17 protein-coding genes and 1 pseudogene are annotated in these 19,715 nt (G+C 71.2%); 14 read left to right on the top strand and 4 right to left on the bottom strand.

The genetic code is table 11. The annotated features are described in order from the left end of the window. Window positions 1-3 precede the first annotated feature (3 nt). Window positions 4-636: a lysophospholipid acyltransferase family protein gene (locus OG490_RS07490; RefSeq protein ID WP_330295495.1), complete on the bottom strand. Its 633-nt coding sequence runs from the start codon at window positions 634-636 to the stop codon at window positions 4-6. Between the two features lie 300 nt (window positions 637-936). Between OG490_RS07490 and OG490_RS07485 the strand changes: the two genes are divergently transcribed. From OG490_RS07485 to OG490_RS07475, 3 genes are all read left to right on the top strand, one after another. Then, a complete protein-coding gene (locus OG490_RS07485) occupies window positions 937-2,100 on the top strand; it encodes a glycerophosphodiester phosphodiesterase (protein WP_330295494.1) in 1,164 nt (387 codons plus the stop codon). Window positions 2,101-2,173: 73 nt separating this feature from the next. Beyond that, window positions 2,174-2,728: a sigma-70 family RNA polymerase sigma factor gene (locus OG490_RS07480; protein WP_330295493.1), complete on the top strand. Its 555-nt coding sequence runs from the start codon at window positions 2,174-2,176 to the stop codon at window positions 2,726-2,728. Between the two features lie 37 nt (window positions 2,729-2,765). Further along, window positions 2,766-3,272: a GNAT family N-acetyltransferase gene (locus tag OG490_RS07475; protein ID WP_330295492.1), complete on the top strand. Its 507-nt coding sequence runs from the start codon at window positions 2,766-2,768 to the stop codon at window positions 3,270-3,272. Window positions 3,273-3,282: 10 nt separating this feature from the next. Here OG490_RS07475 and OG490_RS07470 read toward each other — a convergent pair whose 3' ends face one another. Both OG490_RS07470 and OG490_RS07465 read right to left on the bottom strand, forming a co-directional pair. After that, window positions 3,283-3,657 (bottom strand): hypothetical protein, encoded by a 375-nt coding sequence (locus OG490_RS07470; protein WP_330300814.1) that lies wholly within the window; start codon window positions 3,655-3,657, stop codon window positions 3,283-3,285. A gap of 70 nt (window positions 3,658-3,727) precedes the next feature. Next, the gene (locus OG490_RS07465; RefSeq protein WP_330295491.1) at window positions 3,728-4,096 is read right to left on the bottom strand and encodes a hypothetical protein; all 369 of its coding nucleotides are present in this window, start codon (window positions 4,094-4,096) and stop codon (window positions 3,728-3,730) included. Window positions 4,097-4,164: 68 nt separating this feature from the next. Here OG490_RS07465 and OG490_RS07460 point away from each other — a divergent pair, with 68 nt between their 5' ends. The 11 genes and pseudogenes from OG490_RS07460 (at window position 4,165) to OG490_RS07410 (ending at window position 18,841) form a co-directional block, all read left to right on the top strand. Further along, a complete protein-coding gene (locus OG490_RS07460) occupies window positions 4,165-4,836 on the top strand; it encodes an HAD-IA family hydrolase (protein ID WP_330295490.1) in 672 nt (223 codons plus the stop codon). A 380-nt stretch (window positions 4,837-5,216) separates the two neighbouring features. Then, window positions 5,217-6,287 (top strand): methionine ABC transporter ATP-binding protein, encoded by a 1,071-nt coding sequence (locus OG490_RS07455; RefSeq protein WP_330295489.1) that lies wholly within the window; start codon window positions 5,217-5,219, stop codon window positions 6,285-6,287. After that, window positions 6,284-6,952: a methionine ABC transporter permease gene (locus OG490_RS07450; RefSeq protein ID WP_330295488.1), complete on the top strand. Its 669-nt coding sequence runs from the start codon at window positions 6,284-6,286 to the stop codon at window positions 6,950-6,952. Before OG490_RS07455 ends, OG490_RS07450 begins: the two co-directional genes overlap by 4 nt. Window positions 6,953-7,053: 101 nt before the next feature. Continuing rightward, window positions 7,054-7,917 (top strand): MetQ/NlpA family ABC transporter substrate-binding protein, encoded by an 864-nt coding sequence (locus OG490_RS07445; protein WP_330295487.1) that lies wholly within the window; start codon window positions 7,054-7,056, stop codon window positions 7,915-7,917. Between the two features lie 213 nt (window positions 7,918-8,130). Then, window positions 8,131-8,742 (top strand): annotated as a pseudogene (locus OG490_RS07440) (GNAT family N-acetyltransferase); the annotation flags it as partial. A gap of 244 nt (window positions 8,743-8,986) precedes the next feature. Beyond that, the gene (gene cbiE, locus OG490_RS07435) at window positions 8,987-10,198 is read left to right on the top strand and encodes a precorrin-6y C5,15-methyltransferase (decarboxylating) subunit CbiE (RefSeq protein ID WP_330295486.1); all 1,212 of its coding nucleotides are present in this window, start codon (window positions 8,987-8,989) and stop codon (window positions 10,196-10,198) included. 273 nt (window positions 10,199-10,471) lie between these two features. Beyond that, a complete protein-coding gene (gene cobT / locus OG490_RS07430; protein WP_330295485.1) occupies window positions 10,472-13,705 on the top strand; it encodes a nicotinate-nucleotide--dimethylbenzimidazole phosphoribosyltransferase in 3,234 nt (1,077 codons plus the stop codon). A 276-nt stretch (window positions 13,706-13,981) separates the two neighbouring features. Continuing rightward, window positions 13,982-15,202 (top strand): uroporphyrinogen-III C-methyltransferase, encoded by a 1,221-nt coding sequence (gene cobA, locus OG490_RS07425; protein ID WP_330295484.1) that lies wholly within the window; start codon window positions 13,982-13,984, stop codon window positions 15,200-15,202. 85 nt (window positions 15,203-15,287) lie between these two features. Then, complete coding sequence (locus OG490_RS07420) at window positions 15,288-16,100, top strand: TrmH family RNA methyltransferase (RefSeq protein ID WP_330295483.1); 813 nt, start codon at window positions 15,288-15,290, stop codon at window positions 16,098-16,100. 84 nt (window positions 16,101-16,184) lie between these two features. Beyond that, a complete protein-coding gene (locus OG490_RS07415; RefSeq protein ID WP_330295482.1) occupies window positions 16,185-16,679 on the top strand; it encodes a very short patch repair endonuclease in 495 nt (164 codons plus the stop codon). 152 nt (window positions 16,680-16,831) lie between these two features. Beyond that, a complete protein-coding gene (locus OG490_RS07410) occupies window positions 16,832-18,841 on the top strand; it encodes a GmrSD restriction endonuclease domain-containing protein (RefSeq protein ID WP_330295481.1) in 2,010 nt (669 codons plus the stop codon). Between the two features lie 54 nt (window positions 18,842-18,895). Here the strand turns inward: OG490_RS07410 and OG490_RS07405 are convergent, their stop codons facing one another. Beyond that, complete coding sequence (locus OG490_RS07405) at window positions 18,896-19,702, bottom strand: protein NO VEIN domain-containing protein (RefSeq protein ID WP_330295480.1); 807 nt, start codon at window positions 19,700-19,702, stop codon at window positions 18,896-18,898. Window positions 19,703-19,715: the final 13 nt, after the last annotated feature.

Raw genomic sequence — 19,715 nt, 5'->3', positions numbered from 1 at the left:
GCGCTACGCGGCTTCCTTGGCTTTGGTCGCGTACATGTCCACGTACTCCTGGCCCGAGAGCCGCATGACCTCGGCCATCACCGAGTCGGTGACGGCGCGCAGCACGTAGCGGTCGCGGTCCATGCCCTCGTAGCGGGAGAACTCCATCGGCTCGCCGAAGCGGACGGTGACCCGGCCCGGACGCGGCATGCCGGCGCCGCCGGGCTGGAGCTTGTCGGTGCCGATCATCGCGAAGGGGACCACGGGCGCGCCGGTCATCAGGGTCAGGCGGGCGATGCCGGTGCGGCCGCGGTACAGGCGGCCGTCGGGGGAGCGGGTGCCCTCGGGGTAGATGCCGAAGATCTTGCCCTCTTCGAGAATCCGACGGCCGGTCATCAGGGCGGCGACGCCGCCGTTGGCCCCGTCCCGGTCCACGGGGATCATGCCCGCGCCGGTGAAGAACCAGGCCATGGCGCGGCCCTTGATGCCCTTGCCCGTCACGTACTCGTCCTTGCCGATGAAGTGGACCGTGCGGTCGCACACCAGCGGCAGGATCATCGAGTCGATGAAGGTGAGGTGGTTGCCCGCCAGAATCACCGGCCCGGTGCCCGGGATGTTCTCGATGCCCTCCACGCGAGTGCGGATGATCAGGCGCATGAGAGGTCCGACGGTGGCTTTGATGAGGCGCGTACGGAACAACGTGGGCCCTCCGGCATCGAAAAGCGGTTCGCAACCACCACACGGCGGTGGTGCAGGTGAGGACGATACTCGCGGGTCAGCCCTGATCGCACATCGGGTTCACGAGGTGGATACGCAGTGTTGACGCACGTTTCCGCCATGTTCCGCCCACGCACCCCCGCCAGCCACCACCCCTTGCCTACCATCGGCACGCGGATTCGGGCCGTAGGACCCGGAGATCCCGGGATCCCGGCCCCGGTCGGATGGGGAGTGGCATTCATGACGCAGGGTGGGGCAGCACGGCGCACGGTACTGGGGGCGGCCGTTCTGGCGGCGGGCGGCGCGGCGGTCGGACTCACGGCGGGCGCCACCACCGCGTCGGCCGCGACGGGCGGCCGCGACGGAGGCTACCGGGACCTGCCGTCGCCGACGGTCATCGGGCACCGGGGCGCCGCCGGATACCGGCCGGAGCACACCTTCGGCTCCTACCAGCTCGCACTGGACCTCGGCGCCGACGTGATCGAACAGGATCTCGTGCCCACCAAGGACGGCCACCTGGTGTGCCGCCACGAGAACGAGATCGGCGGCACCACTGATGTCGCCGACCACGCGGAGTTCGCCTCCCGCAAGACCACCAAGACGGTCGACGGGGTCGCGGTCACCGGCTGGTTCACCGAGGACTTCACCCTCGCCGAACTGAAGACCCTGCGCGCGAAGGAACGCATCCCCGCCGTCCGCCAGCGCAACACGCTCTACGACGGCCGCTGGACGGTCCCCACCTTCGAAGAGGTGCTGCGCTGGGCCGACCGCGAGGGCCGGAGCCGCGGGAAGAAGATCTGGCTGCACGTCGAGACCAAGCACCCCAGCTACTTCCGGGCCCTGGGCCTCGGCCTGGAGGAGCCCCTCGCCAAACTGCTGCGCCGCTACGGGCGCGACGGGCGCGGAGCCCCGCTCTTCCTGCAGTCCTTCGAGCTCTCCAGCATCCAGCGGCTCTCCCGGCTGGTCTCCGCCCCGCGCGTGGTGCTCCTCTCCGCGGCGGGCACCCGCCCGTGGGACTTCGAACTGGCGAAGGACCCCCGTACGGTCGCCGACCTCGTCAAGCCCGAGGGGCTGAAGTGGATCGCCGGCTTCGCCCAGGGCATCGGGCCGACCATGGACCTGATCCTGCCGCGCGACGCGGCGGGCAAGCTCGGCGCCCCGACCACCCTGGTCAAGGACGCCCACGCGCAGGGGCTGATCCTGCACCCCTACACCGCGCGCAACGAGAACACCTTCCTGCCGGCCGAGTACCGCAAGGGCACCGACCCCAACGCCTACGGCGATGCCTTCGGCGCCTTCAAGAAGTACTTCGAACAGGGCATCGACGGCATTTTCACCGACCAGGCCGACACCGGACGCCTCGCGGCCGAGGCCTTCCGTCCGGGCCGGGGCGTCAACCCGTAGCCGGGGCTTCTCGTACGAGTGGGCCGCGCCCGGCGGGGAAACCGCCCGGCGCGGCCTTCGCGTCCCGCCCGGCATGGACCTGCTGAAGGCTGACCTCCTCGACAAGCTCCGCCCGTTGCTCCGTGCCGAAGCGGCCGCGGAGGCCGCCGGTACCGGGGTGGACGCCGCCGACCTCGAACAAGCCGTCTGGGTCAGGCTGCTGGAGCACCGGCGCACCCTCGCGGAGCCGGCGGACTGGCTGCGCCGGGCGGTGCGGGCGGAAGGCCGCCGGGCGCGGCGCCGGGCCCGGCGCGAAGTCCCGTACGACTCCCGCCACCACTCCGTGGACGGCCCCCGCCGGCCGTCCGGCGATGGCGGTAGCAGCTCGGGCGCGGAACCGGAAGACGCCCTTCTGCACGGCGAGGAGAACCGGGCCCTCCGATCGGCGGTCGCCCGATTGCCCGGAAGGTGTCCGGAGCTGATGAAGGCACTTCTGTCGCCCAGGGACCTCACCTACCGTGAAATCGCAGGAGAGTTGGGTATCTCACAAGGAAGTTTGGGGCCCGTCCGTTCCCGTTGCCTGGGATGTCTGCGCAGAATGCTGGCCGTAGAGGTTGCGGCTCCCGTCCTTCGGGGAATGGAGCGGTAGACCAAAAGGCCACCAGGTGAGCGGGAGGCATGCGCACATGGGCATGAGCGTGACCATTTCGGCGGCAACTGCCGAGGATGCCGAGCAGATCATCAAGTTGCAGTACTTGGCTTTCCAGAGCGAAGCCGAGCTGTACGGCAACTACCTCATCCAGCCGCTCACCCAGTCCCTGGACTCCCTCAAGGCCGAGCTGGCCTCGGACACCGTCCTGGTGGCCCGGCTCGGCGGCGAGATCGTCGGGGCCGTGCGCGGCAACGTGGACGAAGAGGGCACCGGCAAGATCGCCAAGCTCTGCGTCCACCCCCGGCTCCAGGGTCACGGCCTCGGCGCCCGGCTGCTGAAGGCGGTCGAGGCCGCCCTCTGCGGGTTCGACGGGACCACCCGCTTCCGGCTGTTCACCGGCCACAAGAGCGAGTCGAACCTGCGGCTCTACCGCAAGGCCGGCTACACCCAGGTCGGCGGGCGCACCGCGTCCGACGGCGTCCGCCTGGTGATCCTGGAGAAGGAGGCCAAGGAGGCCACCGACTTCGCGGTCAGCGCCTAGAAGCCGACGGTCAGCGCTTGGCCCGGAGCCAGAGCATTCCGGTGATCGGCAGGATCACCGGAATGAACAGGTAGCCCATCCCGAAGTCCGACCACACGGTCGAGTCGGGGAAGGACTCGGGCCGCACCAGGGTCCAGGTGCCCACGACGAGGACGCCGGTCAGCTCGGCGGCGCAGCAGATCAGCGCCGCCTTGCGGGCCGCCTCCCCGCCGCGCACCAGCGAGTACGTGATGAAGCAGTAGACGAGTGCGGCCAGGCCGGTCAGCGTGTAGGGCAGCGGCGCCTGGTCGAACTCGGTGGAGATCTGGTAGACCGAGCGCGAGACCGCGCCGACCGTGATCACTCCGTAGAGCCAGACCAGCAGCACCCCCGGCCCGGTGACCAGACGCTTGCGTTCGGCGGGCGGCGTGGAGCCCGTGCCGGTGTCCGTGTTCGCGTTCGTGTTCGCGTTCGTGTCAGGCACCGGCGTTTCCCCAGATGTCGTAGAGCCGTACTTCGAGCACGGCGAGGACGACCGCGCCCGCGGCCACCGTCACCGAGCCCCACTTGGTCCGCTCGGTCAGCGAGAGCATCCCCGCGGCCGGGATCGTGGCGAAGGCGCCCACCAGGTAGGCCACGAAGAGCACCGTGCCCTGCTCCGGCTTCTCGCCGCGGGCGAGCTGCACCAGGCCCACCACCAGCTGGCCCAGGACCAGGACGCTCACCACGGCCATCCCGATGAAGTGCCAGTCCTTGGTCGGCTGGTCCCGCCAGGCGGCGAAACCGCACCAGGCGGCGAGGGCGAGTGCGGCCACGCCGATGGCGACCGTCAGGGCTTCGAGCATGCAGCGAGGGTATTACGGGCCGAAAGACCCGATGCGCTCACCCCTGCTCCGGGGCTTTCCTGGAAGGCATGAAGCTGCAAGGAGTACACGGCCCGAATTTCGACGCGCTGCTGTTCGACAACGACGGCACGCTCGTCTCCTCGATGGAATCGGTGTTCCGCTGCTGGGCCCGCTGGGCCCGGGAGTACGGGATCACGGAGGAGGCCTTCGCCGCGGTCGAGCTGAACGGCCGCCCCGCCGCGGAGATCATCGCCGAGCTCCTGCCCGAGGAGGTGCGGGCCGGGGCGCTCGCCCGGATCGAGGCCCTGGAGGTCGAGGACGTGGCGGGCGGTGTCGTCCTGCTCCCCGGCACCAAGGAGCTGCTCTCCGCCCTCCCCGCCGGCCGCTGGGCCGTGGTCACCTCCGCCACGCGCCCGCTCGCCGAGGCCCGGCTGCGGGAGGCCGGCATCGACTTCCCCGAGATGGTGGCCGCCGACGACATCACCCGGGGCAAGCCCGACCCGGAGCCCTTCCTGCTGGCGGCCGCCCGGCTCGGCGTGGACCCGGCCCGCTGCGTGGTCTTCGAGGACGCCCCCGCCGGGCTGGCCGCGGGCCGCGCGGCCGGGATGACGACGGTGGCCTTGACCACAACGCACACCGCGGCCGAGCTCGAGGCCGACGTGGTCGTACGGGACCTGTCGGCCGTGTCGGTGCTGGTCGGGGCCGAAGGCGTGAGGGTCGAGACGGAGGATTCGGCCTGACCGAGGTTGTCCGGTATGTGGCCGAAATCCGTCCGCTATTCGGACATCTTTGATCGGTCACGGGAATCGTCTGGTTTACTGGGCCCATGACCACGACGAGCAGCCGCACCCTTGCGACCGAGGCGACGATGACGCCCGGTGCTCGTTGTATGTGTCGAATGCGCGCCTTCTGAGGGCCCCCTTCCCGCACTCTCGCGCCCCGAAGCGAGACCCGGCGAGCTCCATCCGCGCCACGCATTCCATGTGAAACCGGATCGCTCCTGCCCCGCGCACGCGCCGACACCGCCGTTTTCGGACGGTTCGAGCCGTATCGCGTCCCCAGATGTTTGCCCCGTGCCCGGCACCCGCTGCGCCGTGCACTCGACAGCGACGGAAATCCTGTGATCACCACATCGGGCCTCACGAAGGTCTACCAGTCCCGTGGCCGCGAGGTCACCGCCCTGGACGGCGTCGACCTGCACGTCCGCGAGGGCGAGGTCTACGGAGTCATCGGTCAGAGCGGCGCCGGAAAGTCCTCCCTGATCCGCTGCGTGAACCTGCTGGAACGCCCCACCACCGGCACCGTGAGCGTGGACGGCGTCGACCTCACCGCGCTCGCCGGCCGGGGCCGCCGCGCAGGCAAGGAGCTCCGCGAGGCCCGCAGCCGCATCGGCATGGTCTTCCAGCACTTCAACCTGCTGTCCTCGCGCACCGTCCAGGGCAACATCGAGCTGCCCCTGGAGATCCTCGGGATATCCGGCCGCGAGCGCTCCCGCAAGGCCGCCGAACTCCTCGACCTCGTCGGCCTCGCCGACAAGGCCAAGTCCTACCCCGGTCAGCTCTCCGGCGGCCAGAAGCAGCGCGTCGGCATCGCCCGCGCCCTGGCCGGCGACCCCAAGGTGCTGCTCTCCGACGAGGCCACCAGCGCCCTGGACCCCGAGACCACCCGCCAGATCCTCCAGCTGCTGCGCGACCTCAACCGCCGGCTCGGTCTGACGGTGCTGCTCATCACGCACGAGATGGACGTGGTCAAGTCCGTCTGCGACTCCGCCGCCCTGATGAAGCAGGGCCGGATCGTCGAGTCCGGCACGGTCACCGAGCTGCTGGCCACCCCCGGCTCCGAGCTCGCCCACGAACTGTTCCCGCTGACCGGTTCCGCGACCACCGCGGAGCACACGGCTCTCGACGTCACCTTCCACGGCGAGACCGCGACCCGGCCGGTCATCTCCCAGCTGGCCCGCACCTACAACATCGACATCTCGATCCTCGGCGCCGCGATGGACACCATCTCCGGACGCCAGGTCGGCCGCATGCGCATCGAACTGCCCGGCCGCTACGAGGACAACGTCGTGCCGGTCGGATTCCTGCGCGAACAGGGGCTCCAGGTGGACGTGGTCGAGGCCGACGCGGACACGGGTGTGCAGGACGTCGACGGCGAACTCGCCGAGCTGGTCAAGGATGGTGCGAAGTGACCTGGTCCGAAATGCAGCCGCTGCTCACGCAGGGCACGTTCGACACCCTCTACATGGTGCTGTGGTCCACCCTGGTGACCATCCTGGGCGGCCTGCCCATCGGCATCCTGCTGGTCCTCACCGACAGGGGCGGCCTGCTCCAGAACCGCCCGGTCAACAAGGTCCTCGGCGTGATCGTGAACATGGGCCGCTCGCTGCCCTTCATCATCCTCCTGATCTTCCTGATCCCGGTCACCACGGCGGTCGTCGGCACCTTCATCGGCCCCACCGCGATGATCGTCCCGCTCGCCATCGGCGCCATCCCCTTCTTCGCCCGGCTCGTCGAGACCGCGGTCCGCGAGGTGGACCACGGCCTCGTCGAAGCCGTCGAGTCCATGGGCGGAGGCATCCCGACCCTGGTCGGCAAGGTGCTCCTGCCGCAGGCCCTACCCTCGCTGATCGCGGCCGTCACCACCACCGTGATCACCCTGATCGGCTACTCCGCCATGGCCGGCGCGGTCGGCGGCGAAGGCCTCGGCTCCAAGGCCATCACGTACGGCTTCCAGCGCTTCGAGACCGGCTTCATGGTCGCGACCGTCGTGGTCCTGATCGTGCTCGTCACGGTGATCCAGCTCGCGGGCGACGGCGTGGTACGCCTCCTCGCGCGCCGGGGTCGGACAGCCTGATCCGGGCCCGGCCGGACAATCCAGACTTTTCTCCCAAGAAAGCCCGCACTTGTCGTGCTTGGGCCACCACCGCAATACAAGAAGCAAGAAAGGCACTCTTCGTGCGTAAGAACATCAAGCTCACCGCCCTCGCCGCCACCGCCGCCGCGCTGACCCTCTCCCTGAGCGCCTGCGGCAGCTCCTCGGACCCGTCCTCCACCAAGGCGGACGGCGGCAAGGTCGACGAGAGCAAGGCGCTGGTCGTCGCGGCCTCCCCGACCCCGCACGCCGACATCCTGAAGTTCGTCAAGGACAACCTGGCGGCCAAGGAAGGCCTCAAGCTGGAGGTGAAGGAGTTCACGGACTACGTCCTGCCGAACACCGCCACCCAGCAGGGCCAGGTCGACGCGAACTTCTTCCAGCACGTGCCGTACCTGAACGACTTCAACAAGAAGAACGGCACGGACATCGTGCCCGTCGTGAACGTGCACCTGGAGCCGCTGGGCCTGTACTCCAAGAAGGACAAGGCCCTCACCGACGTCAAGGCCGGCCAGACCGTCGCCGTCCCCAACGACCCCACCAACGAGGGCCGCGCGCTCCAGCTGCTCGCCGCCAACAACCTCATCACCCTCAAGGAGGGTGTCGGCACCGGCGCCAAGCTGTCCGACATCACCGACAAGAAGGGCCTGCAGTTCAAGGAGCTGGAGGCCGCCACGGTCCCGCGCGCCCTGAACGACGTGGACGCCGCCGTCATCAACGGCAACTACGCCATCGAGGCCAAGCTCGTCCCGGCCAAGGACGCGCTCGTGCTGGAGAAGGCCGAGGGCAACCCGTACGCCAACATCCTCGCGGTCAAGAACGGCAACCAGAACGACCCCCGGATCCAGAAGCTCGCGAAGCTCCTGAACTCCGACGAGGTCAAGAAGTTCATCGAGGACAAGTACCAGGGCTCGGTCATCCCGGCCTTCGGCAAGCCGACTTCTTGATCCACTAGTTCGACCGGCCCGATCCGGCCAAGCCGCCCGGCCCCGTACACCCCTTCGGTGTACGGGGCCGCACGCTGCCCGCTTCCGGGCAACCCGGGCCTGCACATCACCAGGCCGATGCTGCATGCTGTGGCCTACGACCCGCACAAACGGTCCAGCACCACGGTCGAAACGCATCACGGTCGCACCAAGGTCACAGGCATGGAGCTGCGCATGACTACCACCTTCCCGGACGTCACCATCAGCACGGACCGGCTGGTGCTGCGCCCCTTCGAGGAAGAAGACGTCACCGCGCTCACCGAGATGATGAACGACGAGCACGTCACCGCCTGGACCTCGGTCCCGCACCCCTACACCCAGGCCGACGCGCTCACCTGGGCCACCCGCACCGCCCACGCCGAGCGCACCGAGGGCCGCGGCATCGTCTTCGCCGTCACCGAGTTCCTCACCCACCGCCTGGTCGGCATCGTCCACCTCCAGGGCACCAACTGGCGCACCCGCACCACCGAAGTCGGCTACGTCACCGCCCCCTGGGCCCGCGGCGAGGGCTACGCCAGCGAATCCGTACGCTCCGTCGCCCGCTGGGTCTTCCGCGAACAGGGCTTCGAACGCATCGAACTGCGCACCGCCGCCGACAACACCGCCTCCCAGCAAGTGGCCCAGAAGATCGGGTGCATCAGTGAGGGCGTCCTGCGCAGCGCCTGCATAGTGCGCACCCAGAACTCCGACGGCTCCTGGTCCGACGCCCGCAGCGACCTCATCGTGTGGGGCCTGGTCCCCGAAGACCTCGACGACGAGGCCGACGGCTACTCCGAGGGCTACGCCGACGAGTACTCCGAAAACCAGCCCGGCAGCCACTCCGGAAGTCACTCCGCCAGCCACTCCACCAGCCACTCCGGTGGTCACCCGGACGGCGGATCCGGCCGGTACGACGGCTACGGGATCCACCCGTCCGACGCGAACGGCTACGCGGTCTCGTCGGACTGGAACTGACCCGATGACCAGGTAGTCTCACCGTGCCCGACCCCATGGAAGCTCCGCCCGCCCCCACCTCAGGAGACTGACGAAGATGGCCGACCGGGTCACGGTGATCGGCTGGGACGGCTCCCCCCTGACCGCGGCCGCCCGGTCCGCGCTCTCCGCCGCCACCCTGGTGGCCGGCGCCGCCCACCACCTCGCGCTCCCCGAAGTCCCGCCCACCGCCGAACGCATCCGCCTCGGCAGCCTGGGCCTGGCCGCCGGCCGGATCGCCGCCCACCGCGGCACCGCCGTGGTCCTCGCCGACGGCGACCCCGGCTTCTTCGGTGTCGTACGCGCCCTGCGCGCCCCGGAACACGGCCTGGAAGTCGAAGTCGTACCGGCCGTGTCCGCGGTGGCCGCCGCCTTCGCCCGCGCCGGGATGCCCTGGGACGACGCCCAGGTCGTCGTCGCCCACCGGCTCACCCTGCGCCGCGCGGTCAACGTCTGCCGCGCCCACCCCAAGGTCGCGGTCATCACCTCGCCCGGCGCCGGCCCCGCCGAACTCGCCCTGCTGCTCGAAGGGGTCCACCGCACCTTCGTCATCTGCGAGGAACTGGGCACCGACAAGGAGCAGGTGACGGTCCTCACCTCCGACAAGGCCGCCGACCACAGCTGGCGCGACCCCAACGTGGTCATCGTCATCGGCGGCCAGAGCGCCGCCACCGACCCCGCCTGGCTCCTCGGTCAGAGCGCGGCCCAGACCTCCGGCCGCGGCTGGGCCCGGCCGCAGATCGACGTGGGAGAAGGGGAGTCGGCGCAACTGCGCGCCGCCCAGCTCGCCCGCCTCGGACCGCGCACCGGCGACCTCGTCTGGGACATCGGCTCCGGCTCCGGAGCCCTCGCCGTGGACGCCGCCGCCCTCGGCGCCGCCGTCATCGCCGTCGACGCGGACCGGCACGCCTGCGAACGAGCCGCCACCGCCGCCCGCGCCCGGGGCGTACAGCTCCAGGTCGTCACCGGCCGCGCCCCGCACGTACTGGAGACCCTGCCCGAGCCCGACGTGGTCCGAGTCGGCGGAGGGGGCGCCGAGGTGGTCGCCGCCGTGGCCGACCGCCGTCCCGAACGGATCGTCACCCACGCCTCCACGCGCGACGAGGCGGAGGCCATCGGCCGGGTCCTCGCCGCGGGCGGGTACGCCGTCGAGTGCGCGCTGCTCCAGTCCGTCGGCCTCGACACCCGGACCTGGACCGAACAGCAGCGCTCCGTGGTCTTCCTCCTGGCCGCCGAACGCCCCGTCAAACCTGCCCGTCCACTTCACTAGCGACGGCCCCGGGGTAGGCTGGCCGATCGTCGCACCGCCCGGACGATTCGGGCATGCGGGACCGGCAGGACGCGGGACGTGGCGTAGTCCACAGAGGACCGTGGCGGTTATGGCCGCCATGATGGCGAACGAGCAGGACAATACTTACTGGTTGTCGTGCAGGCGTACGTGAGGCGAATGGGCCCCACGGCAATCCGGCACGGCATCAGCGCTCGGCGGGCTCGTGGCCGACCGGGCGGTAGAAGAGGCAACACCGATGGGCGAGGGGTACGCATGACTGACACCGGCCAGGTTCCGGGCGAGGGTCTCCCGGACAACACGGGCATGGTGGGTCAGCCGGGCATCCCCGCCCCGGTGCCCATGCAGTCCCCCGCGACCGGGGGCTACGCCTTCCAGGACCTCGTGGACGACCCGGCCGAGCCGGAGGACGAGGAACTGCTGCTGATGCCGAGCAGCCAGGGCGCGTGGAGCGACCCGCAGGTCGTCCCGCAGATGCCCGTCTTCCCGGAGCCCCCGGCGTACGCGGACGCCCCGTACACCGAGTACGCCGAGCAGACCGCCTACGCGGAGCCCGCCGCGTACGCCGAGTACCAGCAGCCGGCCGCCCCGGTGGCCTACGAGCCCTACCCGCAGCCCGGCTTCCCCGAGCAGTCCTTTGCCGACCCGGCCTCCTACGGCGCGGGTGCGCACGAGGCCGGCGGCCGGGACTCCGGTGCGCTGGACCTCGGCGGCCTCGTGGCCCCGCAGGAACAGGGCCAGGGGGTTGCGGCCCCCGTCGCCCCCGCCCCCGTCCGGCGGCCGCTGCACATGGGCCCGCCCGTGCCCGATGCCACCGGGGGAGTCGTACGTTCCCTCGCCGACCGGGGTCCGGCCGCGGCGCCGGCTCCGGCCCAGGCGCAGGTCCCGGCTCCGGTCCCGGTCCCGGCCTCCGTGCAGATCCCGGCTCCGGTTGCCCCCGTGGCTCCCGAGCCCGTGGGCTCCCTGCTGAGCACCCCCGCGGTGCCGGTTCCGGTGCGCCAGCCCGGTCCGCCGACCACGGGACCCGAGTACCTGGACATCCCGCACCCGGAGGCCGTCGCGGCTCCCGGCGCCCCGCAGCCGGCCGAGATCCCGGTCCAGGCCGGGACCCCGTGGACGGTGGAGCAGGCTCCCGGGTCCGTGACGGAGGCTCCGGCCGGGGTTCCGGCGGAGCTCGCGGTGGAGACTCCGGCAGCGCTTCCGGTGGAGGTTCCGGCCGAGGCCGAGGCCGAGGCCGCGGCTCCGGTCGCCGACGCGGTGGCCGAGCCGGCCCCCGTCGCCGCCCCTGCCCCCGTGGCTGTGGCCGTCGTCGCGGAGCCCGAGCCCGTCGTGGCCGCGGAGCCCGCGCCCGAGCCCGTGGCGGCCCCCGAGCCCGAGCCGGTCGTCGCCGAAGCGGTGGCCGTGGTGGATGCCGAGGCCGAGGCCGAGCAGCAGCCCGTCCCGGCCGCCGAGCCCGCGCCGGTCGAGGTGGCGCAGCCGGAGCCCGTGGTCGCCGAAGCCGAAGCCGTGGCCGAGGCCGTGGCGGAGGCCGCGCCGGTCGCCGTCGCGGAGCCCGAGCCGCAGGTCGCAGAAACGGTGGTCCAGGCCGCCGGGCCGGAGCCCGTCGCGGCCCCCGAGCCCGCGCCGGTCGACGTACCGGCGCAGCCCGAGGCGCAGCCGGAGTCCGAGCCCGCAGCCGTGGCGGAGACCGCCCCCGCGGACGAGCAGGACTCCGGTCAGGAGTCCGAGCCCGAGGCCCCGGCCGCCGAGGCCGCCACCGAAGCGGCCCCGGCGTACGCCGACGCCGAGCGCGAGGCCGTCCTGCGCGTCATGCGCGAGCGCCGCGACATCCGCAAGGGCTTCCGCAGCGACCCCATCCCGCACGAGGTGCTGCTCCGCGTCCTGGAGGCGGCCCACACCGCCCCCAGCGTCGGGCACTCCCAGCCGTGGGACTTCGTCGTCATCAAGTCCGCGGAAACCCGCCGGACGATGCACGAGCTCGCCGAACACCAGCGCGAGGCCTACGCGAAGTCGCTGCCCAAGGGCCGCGCGAAGCAGTTCAAGGAACTCAAGATCGAGGCCATCCTCGACACCCCGGTGAACATCGTGGTCACCGCCGACCCCACCCGCGGCGGCCGCCACACCCTCGGCCGGCACACCCAGCCGCAGATGGCCCCGTACTCCTCGGCCCTCGCCGTCGAGAACCTCTGGCTCGCCGCCCGCGCCGAAGGCCTCGGCGTCGGCTGGGTCAGCTTCTTCGACGAGCGCGAGATGGTCCGCGCGCTCGGTCTGCCGGAGCACCTTGAGGTCGTGGCCTACCTGTGCGTCGGCTACGTGGACGAGTTCCCCGACGAGCCCGAGCTCGCCCAGGCCGGCTGGTCCCAGCGCCGGCCGCTGGCGTGGGTCGTGCACGAGGAGACGTACGGGCGCCGCGCGCTGCCCGGCGAGGAGCCGCACGACCTGCTCTCCGAGACGGTCGCCAGCATCCGCCCGCTCGACGCCAAGGCGCTCGGCGAGGCCTGGGAGCGGCAGAAGCGCATGACCAAGCCCGCCGGGGCGCTCGGCATGCTCGAAATCATCTCGGCGCAGCTGGCCGGACTCTCCCGGGTCTGCCCGCCGCCGATCCCGGAGCCGGCCGCGGTCGCGATCTTCGCGGGCGACCACGGTGTGCACGCCCAGGGCGTCACCCCCTGGCCCCAGGAGGTCACCATGCAGATGGTGGCCAACTTCCTGGGCGGCGGGGCCGTCTGCAACGCCTTCGCCAACCAGGTCGGCGCCGAGGTCTGCGTCATCGACGTGGGCGTCGCGGGCGACCTCCCGGCCACGCCGGGCCTGCTCCCGCGCAAGGTCCGCCCCGGCACGGCCGACCTGTCCACCGGCCCCGCGATGACTCGCGAAGAGGCCGTCGCCGCCATCGAGGTGGGCATCGAGACGGCCCGCGACCTGGTCGCGGCCGGCAACAAGGCGCTGCTCACCGGCGAGATGGGCATCGCGAACACCACCGTGTCCGCCGCCCTGATCTCGGTCTTCACCGGGGTCGACCCGGCGGAGGTCACCGGCCGCGGCACCGGCATCAACGACGAGACGCACGCCCGCAAGGTCGAGGTCGTACGCCGCGCCCTCGAGCTCCACCAGCCCGACCCGGCGGACCCGATCGGCGTCCTGGCGGCCATCGGCGGCCTGGAGCACGCGGCGATCGTCGGCCTCCTCCTCGGCGGCGCCTCCCTGCGCACCCCGGTGATCCTGGACGGCGTCAGCGCCGGCGCGGCCGCCCTGGTGGCCCGCGCCATCGCCCCCGAGTCCCTCTCCGCCTGCATCGCCGGCCACCGCAGCGCGGAGCCGGGCCACGTCGCGGCGCTGAACAAGCTCGGCCTGCGTCCGCTGGTCGACCTGGACCTGCGCCTGGGCGAGGGCACCGGCGCCCTCCTGGCCCTCCCGCTGGTCCAGAGCGCGGCCCGCGCGATGCACGAGGTCGCCACCTTCGACTCGGCCGGAGTCACGGAGAAGTAGCCCCTGCCGGCGGGGCTGGACATGCCGCTGCGCGGCATTCCAGCCCGCCCGGCGTTCGAGGGCACGGGCGCGCAGCGCACGTAGGGGGTCTGGGGCGAAGCCCCGGTTTCGGGAAGGGGCGGGGTGGGGAAGCCGCCCGCAGGGCCCGCCCCGCGCCCCCGCACGGCCCGCGCCGTATGGTGGACCCGCACCACACAACCGCACGTCAGTACCCGCCGCTCCAGCGCCGCAGCGGCACACAAGAGAACCGCCGCTGCCCCAGGAGCCGCAACCGCCATGGCCGACACCCCCGCCTACCCCGTCGGACTCCGCCTCAAGGGCCGCCGCGTCGTCGTCATCGGCGGCGGCCAGGTCGCCCAGCGCCGCCTCCCCGCGCTCATCGCGGCCGGCGCCGACGTCCTGCTCGTCTCCCCCTCCGCCACCCCCTCCGTGGACGCCATGGCGGAGACCGGCGAGATCCGCTGGGAGCGCCGCCGCTACGAGGCCGGCGACCTGGCCGGCGCCTGGTACGCCCTCATCGCCACCCGGGACCGCGCGGCCAACGACGCCGCCTCCGCCGAAGCCGAGCGCGAGCGGGTCTGGTGCGTCCGCGCCGACGACGCAGAGGCCGCCACCGCCTGGACCCCGGCCACCGGCCGCGTGGAGGGCGTCACCGTCGCCGTGCTGACCGGCAACGACCCCCGCCGCTCCGCCTCCGTCCGCGACGCCGTCGTCGAGGGCCTGCGCGACGGCACCCTCGCGGCCCGCGGCCACCGCCACCACACCCCCGGCGTCTCCCTCGTCGGCGGCGGACCCGGCGACCCCGACCTGATCACGGTCCGCGGCCGCCGCCTCCTCGCCGAGGCCGACGTGGTCATCGCCGACCGGCTGGGCCCCCGTGACCTCCTCGACGAGCTCGGGCCGCACGTGGAGGTCATCGACGCCGCGAAGATCCCGTACGGCCGGTTCATGGCCCAGGAGGCCATCAACAACGCCCTCATCGAGCACGCCAAGGCCGGCAAGGCCGTGGTCCGGCTCAAGGGCGGGGACCCGTACGTCTTCGGGCGCGGCATGGAGGAGCTCCAGGCCCTCGCCGAGGCCGGCATCGCCTGCACCGTCGTCCCGGGCATCTCCAGCTCCATCTCCGTGCCCGGCGCGGCCGGCATCCCGGTCACGCACCGCGGCGTGGCGCACGAGTTCACCGTGGTCAGCGGCCACGTCGGCCCCGACGACCCGCGCTCCCTCGTGGACTGGGCCTCCCTCGCCAAGCTCACCGGCACCCTGGTCGTCCTCATGGGCGTGGACAAGATCGGCCTGATCGCCGAGGCGCTGGTGCGCCACGGCCGCCCCGCCGACACCGCGGTCGCCGTCATCCAGGAGGGCACCACTGCCTCCCAGCGCCGCGTGGACGCCACCCTGGCCACGGTCGGCGAGACCGTCAGGGCCCAGGAGGTGCGCCCGCCCGCCGTCATCGTCATCGGCGACGTGGTCAACGTGCACCGGCCCGCCGCCGAGTAGGGCGGTACGCCCGCCGCCCCGGGCGGCAACCGCACAACCGAGCAGAGCCGTTGGCACCGCACCCAGGACAAGGCAGTATCACCCTGTGGCTGATCTCATCACCGTCGAGGACCCCGACGACCCGCGCCTGCGCGACTACACGGGCCTGACCGACGTAGAACTCCGGCGCAGGCGCGAGCCCGCGGAAGGTCTCTTCATCGCAGAGGGCGAGAAGGTGATCAGACGCGCCAAGGACGCCGGGTACGAGATGCGCTCGATGCTGCTCTCCGCCAAGTGGGTCGATGTCATGCGCGACGTCATCGACGAGCTCCCGGCCCCGGTCTACGCCGTCAGCCCGGAGCTCGCCGAACGCGTCACCGGCTACCACGTGCACCGCGGCGCCCTCGCCTCGATGCAGCGCAAGCCGCTGCCCACGGCCGAGGACCTGCTGGCCACCACCCGGCGCGTGGTCATCATGGAGGCGGTGAACGACCACACCAACATCGGCGCCATCTTCCGCAGCGCCGCCGCCCTCGGCATGGACGCGGTGCTGCTCTCGCCCGACTGCGCGGACCCGCTCTACCGGCGCTCGGTCAAGGTCTCGATGGGTGCGGTGTTCTCCGTGCCCTACGCCCGCCTGGAGGCCTGGCCCAAGAGCCTGGACTCGGTCCGCGAGGCCGGCTTCAAGCTCCTGGCGCTCACCCCGCACCAGAAGGCCTCGCCGATCGACGAGGCCGCCCCGCAGAACCTGGAACGGGTCGCGCTGATGCTGGGCGCGGAGGGGGACGGGCTCTCGACGCAGGCCCTGGTCGCCGCCGACGAATGGGTACGGATCCCGATGGCGCACGGGGTGGACTCGCTGAACGTGGGCGCGGCCGCGGCCGTCGCCTTCTACGCGGTGGCCAGCGGCCGCCCGTAGCCGGGCGGAAGGCGGCGGAAGTCGCTGCTGCCCCTGGCCAGCACTCCGGGGTTCGAGCAGCATCGGCCATATACTTGTGAGCCGATGAACAAGCTGCCTCGAAAGCCAGCCGGTGGCGTCTGGTCGCCACCGCACGGATCCTGGGCATCCTCTGCCGCGAACCGCCGCAGCATGCTCGGGAACCGGAGCCGGGACACCACCCCGGAGCGCGCCCTCCGCTCTCTTGTCCACGCCACCGGGCTCCGCTACCGGGTTGCGGCCAAGCCGCTTCCGGGGATGCGCCGTACCGCTGACCTCGTCTTCCGTCCGACCCGCGTAGCCGTCTTTGTCGACGGCTGCTTCTGGCACGGCTGCCCGGAGCACTTCGTGCCGCCGAAGACGAATCCGGACTACTGGCGGGAGAAGATCGGGAGGAATGTGCAGCGCGATAGGGACACTGACGCGCGTCTCGAGGAAGCAGGGTGGCTCGTCCTGCGGTTCTGGGAGCACGATCCGGCCGAGGCGAGTTCCGCGATCGTCTGCGCGGCGGTCGAGGCGCGCCGACGCCCGGCAGCGGTCCGGGCCGAATCGGAGGGCTAGCCCGGAACTCGGCACGGCCCGTACGCGAGTTCAAGAACTCAGACGTAGAGCCTCCCCCGCCTCGTCTACCGTATCGATCAGCGCAGCTACGACTGCGCTGGTCCAGGTCGAACGCGGCCTGAGCCGGAGCAGCAGGGCGGGGACACCAACGTATGGCAGTCGAACGTACGAACCGGGACATCAAGACGCTCATCGGCCAGATAGCCGATGGGGAGATCATGCTCCCAGAGATCCAGCGGGGCTATGTATGGCGGGCGTCGCAAGTCGCGAAGCTCGTGGAGTCGATGTACCTCGGCTATCCGGCGGGAACGCTCCTCCTGTGGAAAACGGATGAGGGAGCGGAGACCCGCACCGCGGCGATCGGCGCCGGGCAGGGGCTTCCCAGCGTGATGCCGCTGTACCTCCTCGACGGGCAGCAGCGGCTCACCTCGCTGTTCCGCGTCTTCAAGGACCACCCCACAGCGCAGATCGTCTTCAACATCGAGACGGAGGCGTTCCAGAATCAGAGCAACGCCACGCTCAGGAGCCCGAAGTGGGTCAAGGTCTACGATGTCGTCGGCCCCGACGCTGATCCGTTCACGCTGCAGATGCAGCTCCGTTCGGCCGGGCTGTCCATCGACGGCGCGGAAATCGGGCGGCGCCTCAAAGCGCTTGAATCGATCTCGCAGCGCGACTTCCACATGGAGGTCCTCCACGGCTTCAGCTATGAGGAGGTCACTCAGATCTTCGTCCGGGTCAACAGCGGCGGCCGCCCCCTGAAGACGACCGATCTAGCGATGGCGACGCTCTCGGCCCGCTCGCCGGGATTCCTCGGAGAGCTCGAGAAGGAGTCGGCGCGGTGGGCGGAGCGCGGCTACCGGGCTGTCGATGCCAACTTCCTCATCAAGGCGATCACGCTCAGCCTGTCTATCTCAGGCAAGCGGACCTCATCGGTCTCCAGGCTGACCACGGCCAGTCCGGAGGCCGTCGCGGAAGGCTGGGAGCGGGTACGCCGCGGACTCGAGCGGGTCGTTCCGCTGCTCTGCGAGCAGCTGCTCGTCCCGACCACGGCGCTCATTTCGTCCGTTACTGCCCTGCACCCGCTGATCGTCTTCTACGGTCGGCTGCCTGCCGGCGCCCGTGTAGACCCCGAGGTAGAGAAGGGCCTGCTCTACTGGTTCCTGGCAGCGAGCGGGAACAACCGCTACGGCGGGGCGACTGACAGCGCATTGACCCAGGACGTCAACGCCCTCGACTCCGACGAGCCTGTCCGCGCGCTCCTCGCCAACCTGCGCTTGGACGAGAACGGCTTCAGCGTGACCGCCCGCGATCTGTCGGGGCGCAACATCCAGAGCCCGTACATCATGCTCTCCTACCTGGCAGCTGCCCACTCCGGCGCTGAGGACTGGTGGGCTGGCGGGCCGATCTCCATCACCGCCGAGGGGACCGACAAGCTGCAGTACAGCATGCTGCACCCGGCCGCGCAGCTGCGTAGCCACCCGAACAAGTACTCGTCGGCGGAGATCAACGAGTTGGCGAATATCGTCTTCGTCTCGCAGCAGACGGCCAAGAACATGATCGGCAACCGGTCTCCCGCCGAGTACACCAAGGAAGTACAGGCCGACGACCTGGCCGCCCATGCTGTTCCGACTGACCCCCGGGTCCTGGAGGCCGATGGGTTCCGGGACTTCCTCGTCGCCCGCCGTACGCTCCTCGCGGAGAGGATCTCCGCCCTCCTCGAGTGCTTCCGCCCGGCCTTCATCGACGCAGGCGGCGCCAGCGGCCTGCGGTCCGAAGCCCCCCGCAAGTCCCTCGTGCTCATGGGGTACGCCGCAGGAAGCCGCACTCTGTTGCTCGCGGAGGCGCAGGCCGGGGCGCAGCACTGGGTTGGCAGGATCGACACGGCTGAGCTGGACGCCGCGCTCGACGCAGCTGCCAGCGGCCTCGACAGCGATGTCACCGTGGCCGGCGAGACAGCGCCTCTGAAGGTTGATGAGGACGGGGTGACCCTGCCGGTCGGTCCCTTCAAACTCCGCGGCACTGCGGACCAGTGGCGGGCGGCATTGAAAGACGCGTTCTCGGATGCCCTGCCTGCGGCCGACTGTCCCGAGGCGGAATCACCGGCGTGGGTCGGCGAAGCCGAGGAGTTCCTTCTGGCGGACATCGGCATCCAGGGGGCGTAAGAATCCTCCGATCGAGGCGGGAGGGCTGTCGCAGCGCTCCCGCCTCGAGCCGCTCTACGCGCTTTGCAGCAGCCCGGCCCTTCCTGCGCCGAGCAAGGGGGCCAGCCGCGGGATGCCCGGGACAACCGCATCCGGAGGAACGTCGAGTCGGCATGCCTCCCAGCGCCCGAAGGGCCCCGTATCCTGCGGAACCTGGGCGGTGATCCACTCTGCAGCGACGGAGGCGACCGCAGCGATATCGAGGTCCCGGGTGAGGTGTACGACCACGAGTTGCCACGCGGGGTCGCGCCGCATCGTCTCGTACTCATGGCGGGACAGGTAGAAGGTGACTCTCCCGCGCCGCACCGTGCTCTTCGCCTCAATGTGCAGCGGCTGCCGCCTCGCATGTACGGCGATGTCGTACCCGAAACCATCGGAATACGCGGCTACGTGCTCGACCCGGACGTCAGTAGCCTCAGCGATGAGATTGACGAGAGCCAGTTCACCGGCGCTGCCGATAAGGGCCCGCGCCTCCGTATCTACCTTGCCCCAGACCGCACTGACCTGCTCGTATGCCTCGTTCTCAGGGATGCCCAATGCCTCCGCAGCCCGTAGGGCGTCCTCCGGGAGCTCTTCCGGGCCGCGCACGAGGAGGTCTGCGTCCGGGAGCCAGGGCGCGCCGCTGGAGGCGAGAGCGGCACGGAAGACGCGTTCGCCCACTGCGGCGCTGCTGACAAGGTCCTTGAGCAGGCCGTTCTCTCCGAGCCACGAGTAGGCCGCTTCGTACTGAGTGGGGGTGAGGTCGCTGAAGTCGGCATGGTTCGTGAACAGCGCGCGGCACCGTGCAGTGCTGGAGGACGGGAGCCGTTCCAGCCACCGCACGGCGGCACGCAGG

The organism is Streptomyces sp. NBC_00503 (genome assembly GCF_036346895.1).
GTDB lineage: Bacteria > Actinomycetota > Actinomycetes > Streptomycetales > Streptomycetaceae > Streptomyces.
This window is presented reverse-complemented; position numbering and strand designations above follow the sequence as displayed.

Coding starts and splice junctions, on each gene's coding strand:
- OG490_RS07490 (WP_330295495.1), bottom strand. CDS start 636: ATGCGCCTGATCATCCGCACTCGCGTGGAGGGCATCGAGAACATCCCG.
- OG490_RS07485 (WP_330295494.1), top strand. CDS start 937: ATGACGCAGGGTGGGGCAGCACGGCGCACGGTACTGGGGGCGGCCGTT.
- OG490_RS07480 (WP_330295493.1), top strand. CDS start 2,174: ATGGACCTGCTGAAGGCTGACCTCCTCGACAAGCTCCGCCCGTTGCTC.
- OG490_RS07475 (WP_330295492.1), top strand. CDS start 2,766: ATGGGCATGAGCGTGACCATTTCGGCGGCAACTGCCGAGGATGCCGAG.
- OG490_RS07465 (WP_330295491.1), bottom strand. CDS start 4,096: ATGCTCGAAGCCCTGACGGTCGCCATCGGCGTGGCCGCACTCGCCCTC.
- OG490_RS07460 (WP_330295490.1), top strand. CDS start 4,165: ATGAAGCTGCAAGGAGTACACGGCCCGAATTTCGACGCGCTGCTGTTC.
- cbiE (WP_330295486.1), top strand. CDS start 8,987: ATGGCCGACCGGGTCACGGTGATCGGCTGGGACGGCTCCCCCCTGACC.
- cobT (WP_330295485.1), top strand. CDS start 10,472: ATGACTGACACCGGCCAGGTTCCGGGCGAGGGTCTCCCGGACAACACG.
- cobA (WP_330295484.1), top strand. CDS start 13,982: ATGGCCGACACCCCCGCCTACCCCGTCGGACTCCGCCTCAAGGGCCGC.
- OG490_RS07415 (WP_330295482.1), top strand. CDS start 16,185: ATGAACAAGCTGCCTCGAAAGCCAGCCGGTGGCGTCTGGTCGCCACCG.
- OG490_RS07410 (WP_330295481.1), top strand. CDS start 16,832: ATGGCAGTCGAACGTACGAACCGGGACATCAAGACGCTCATCGGCCAG.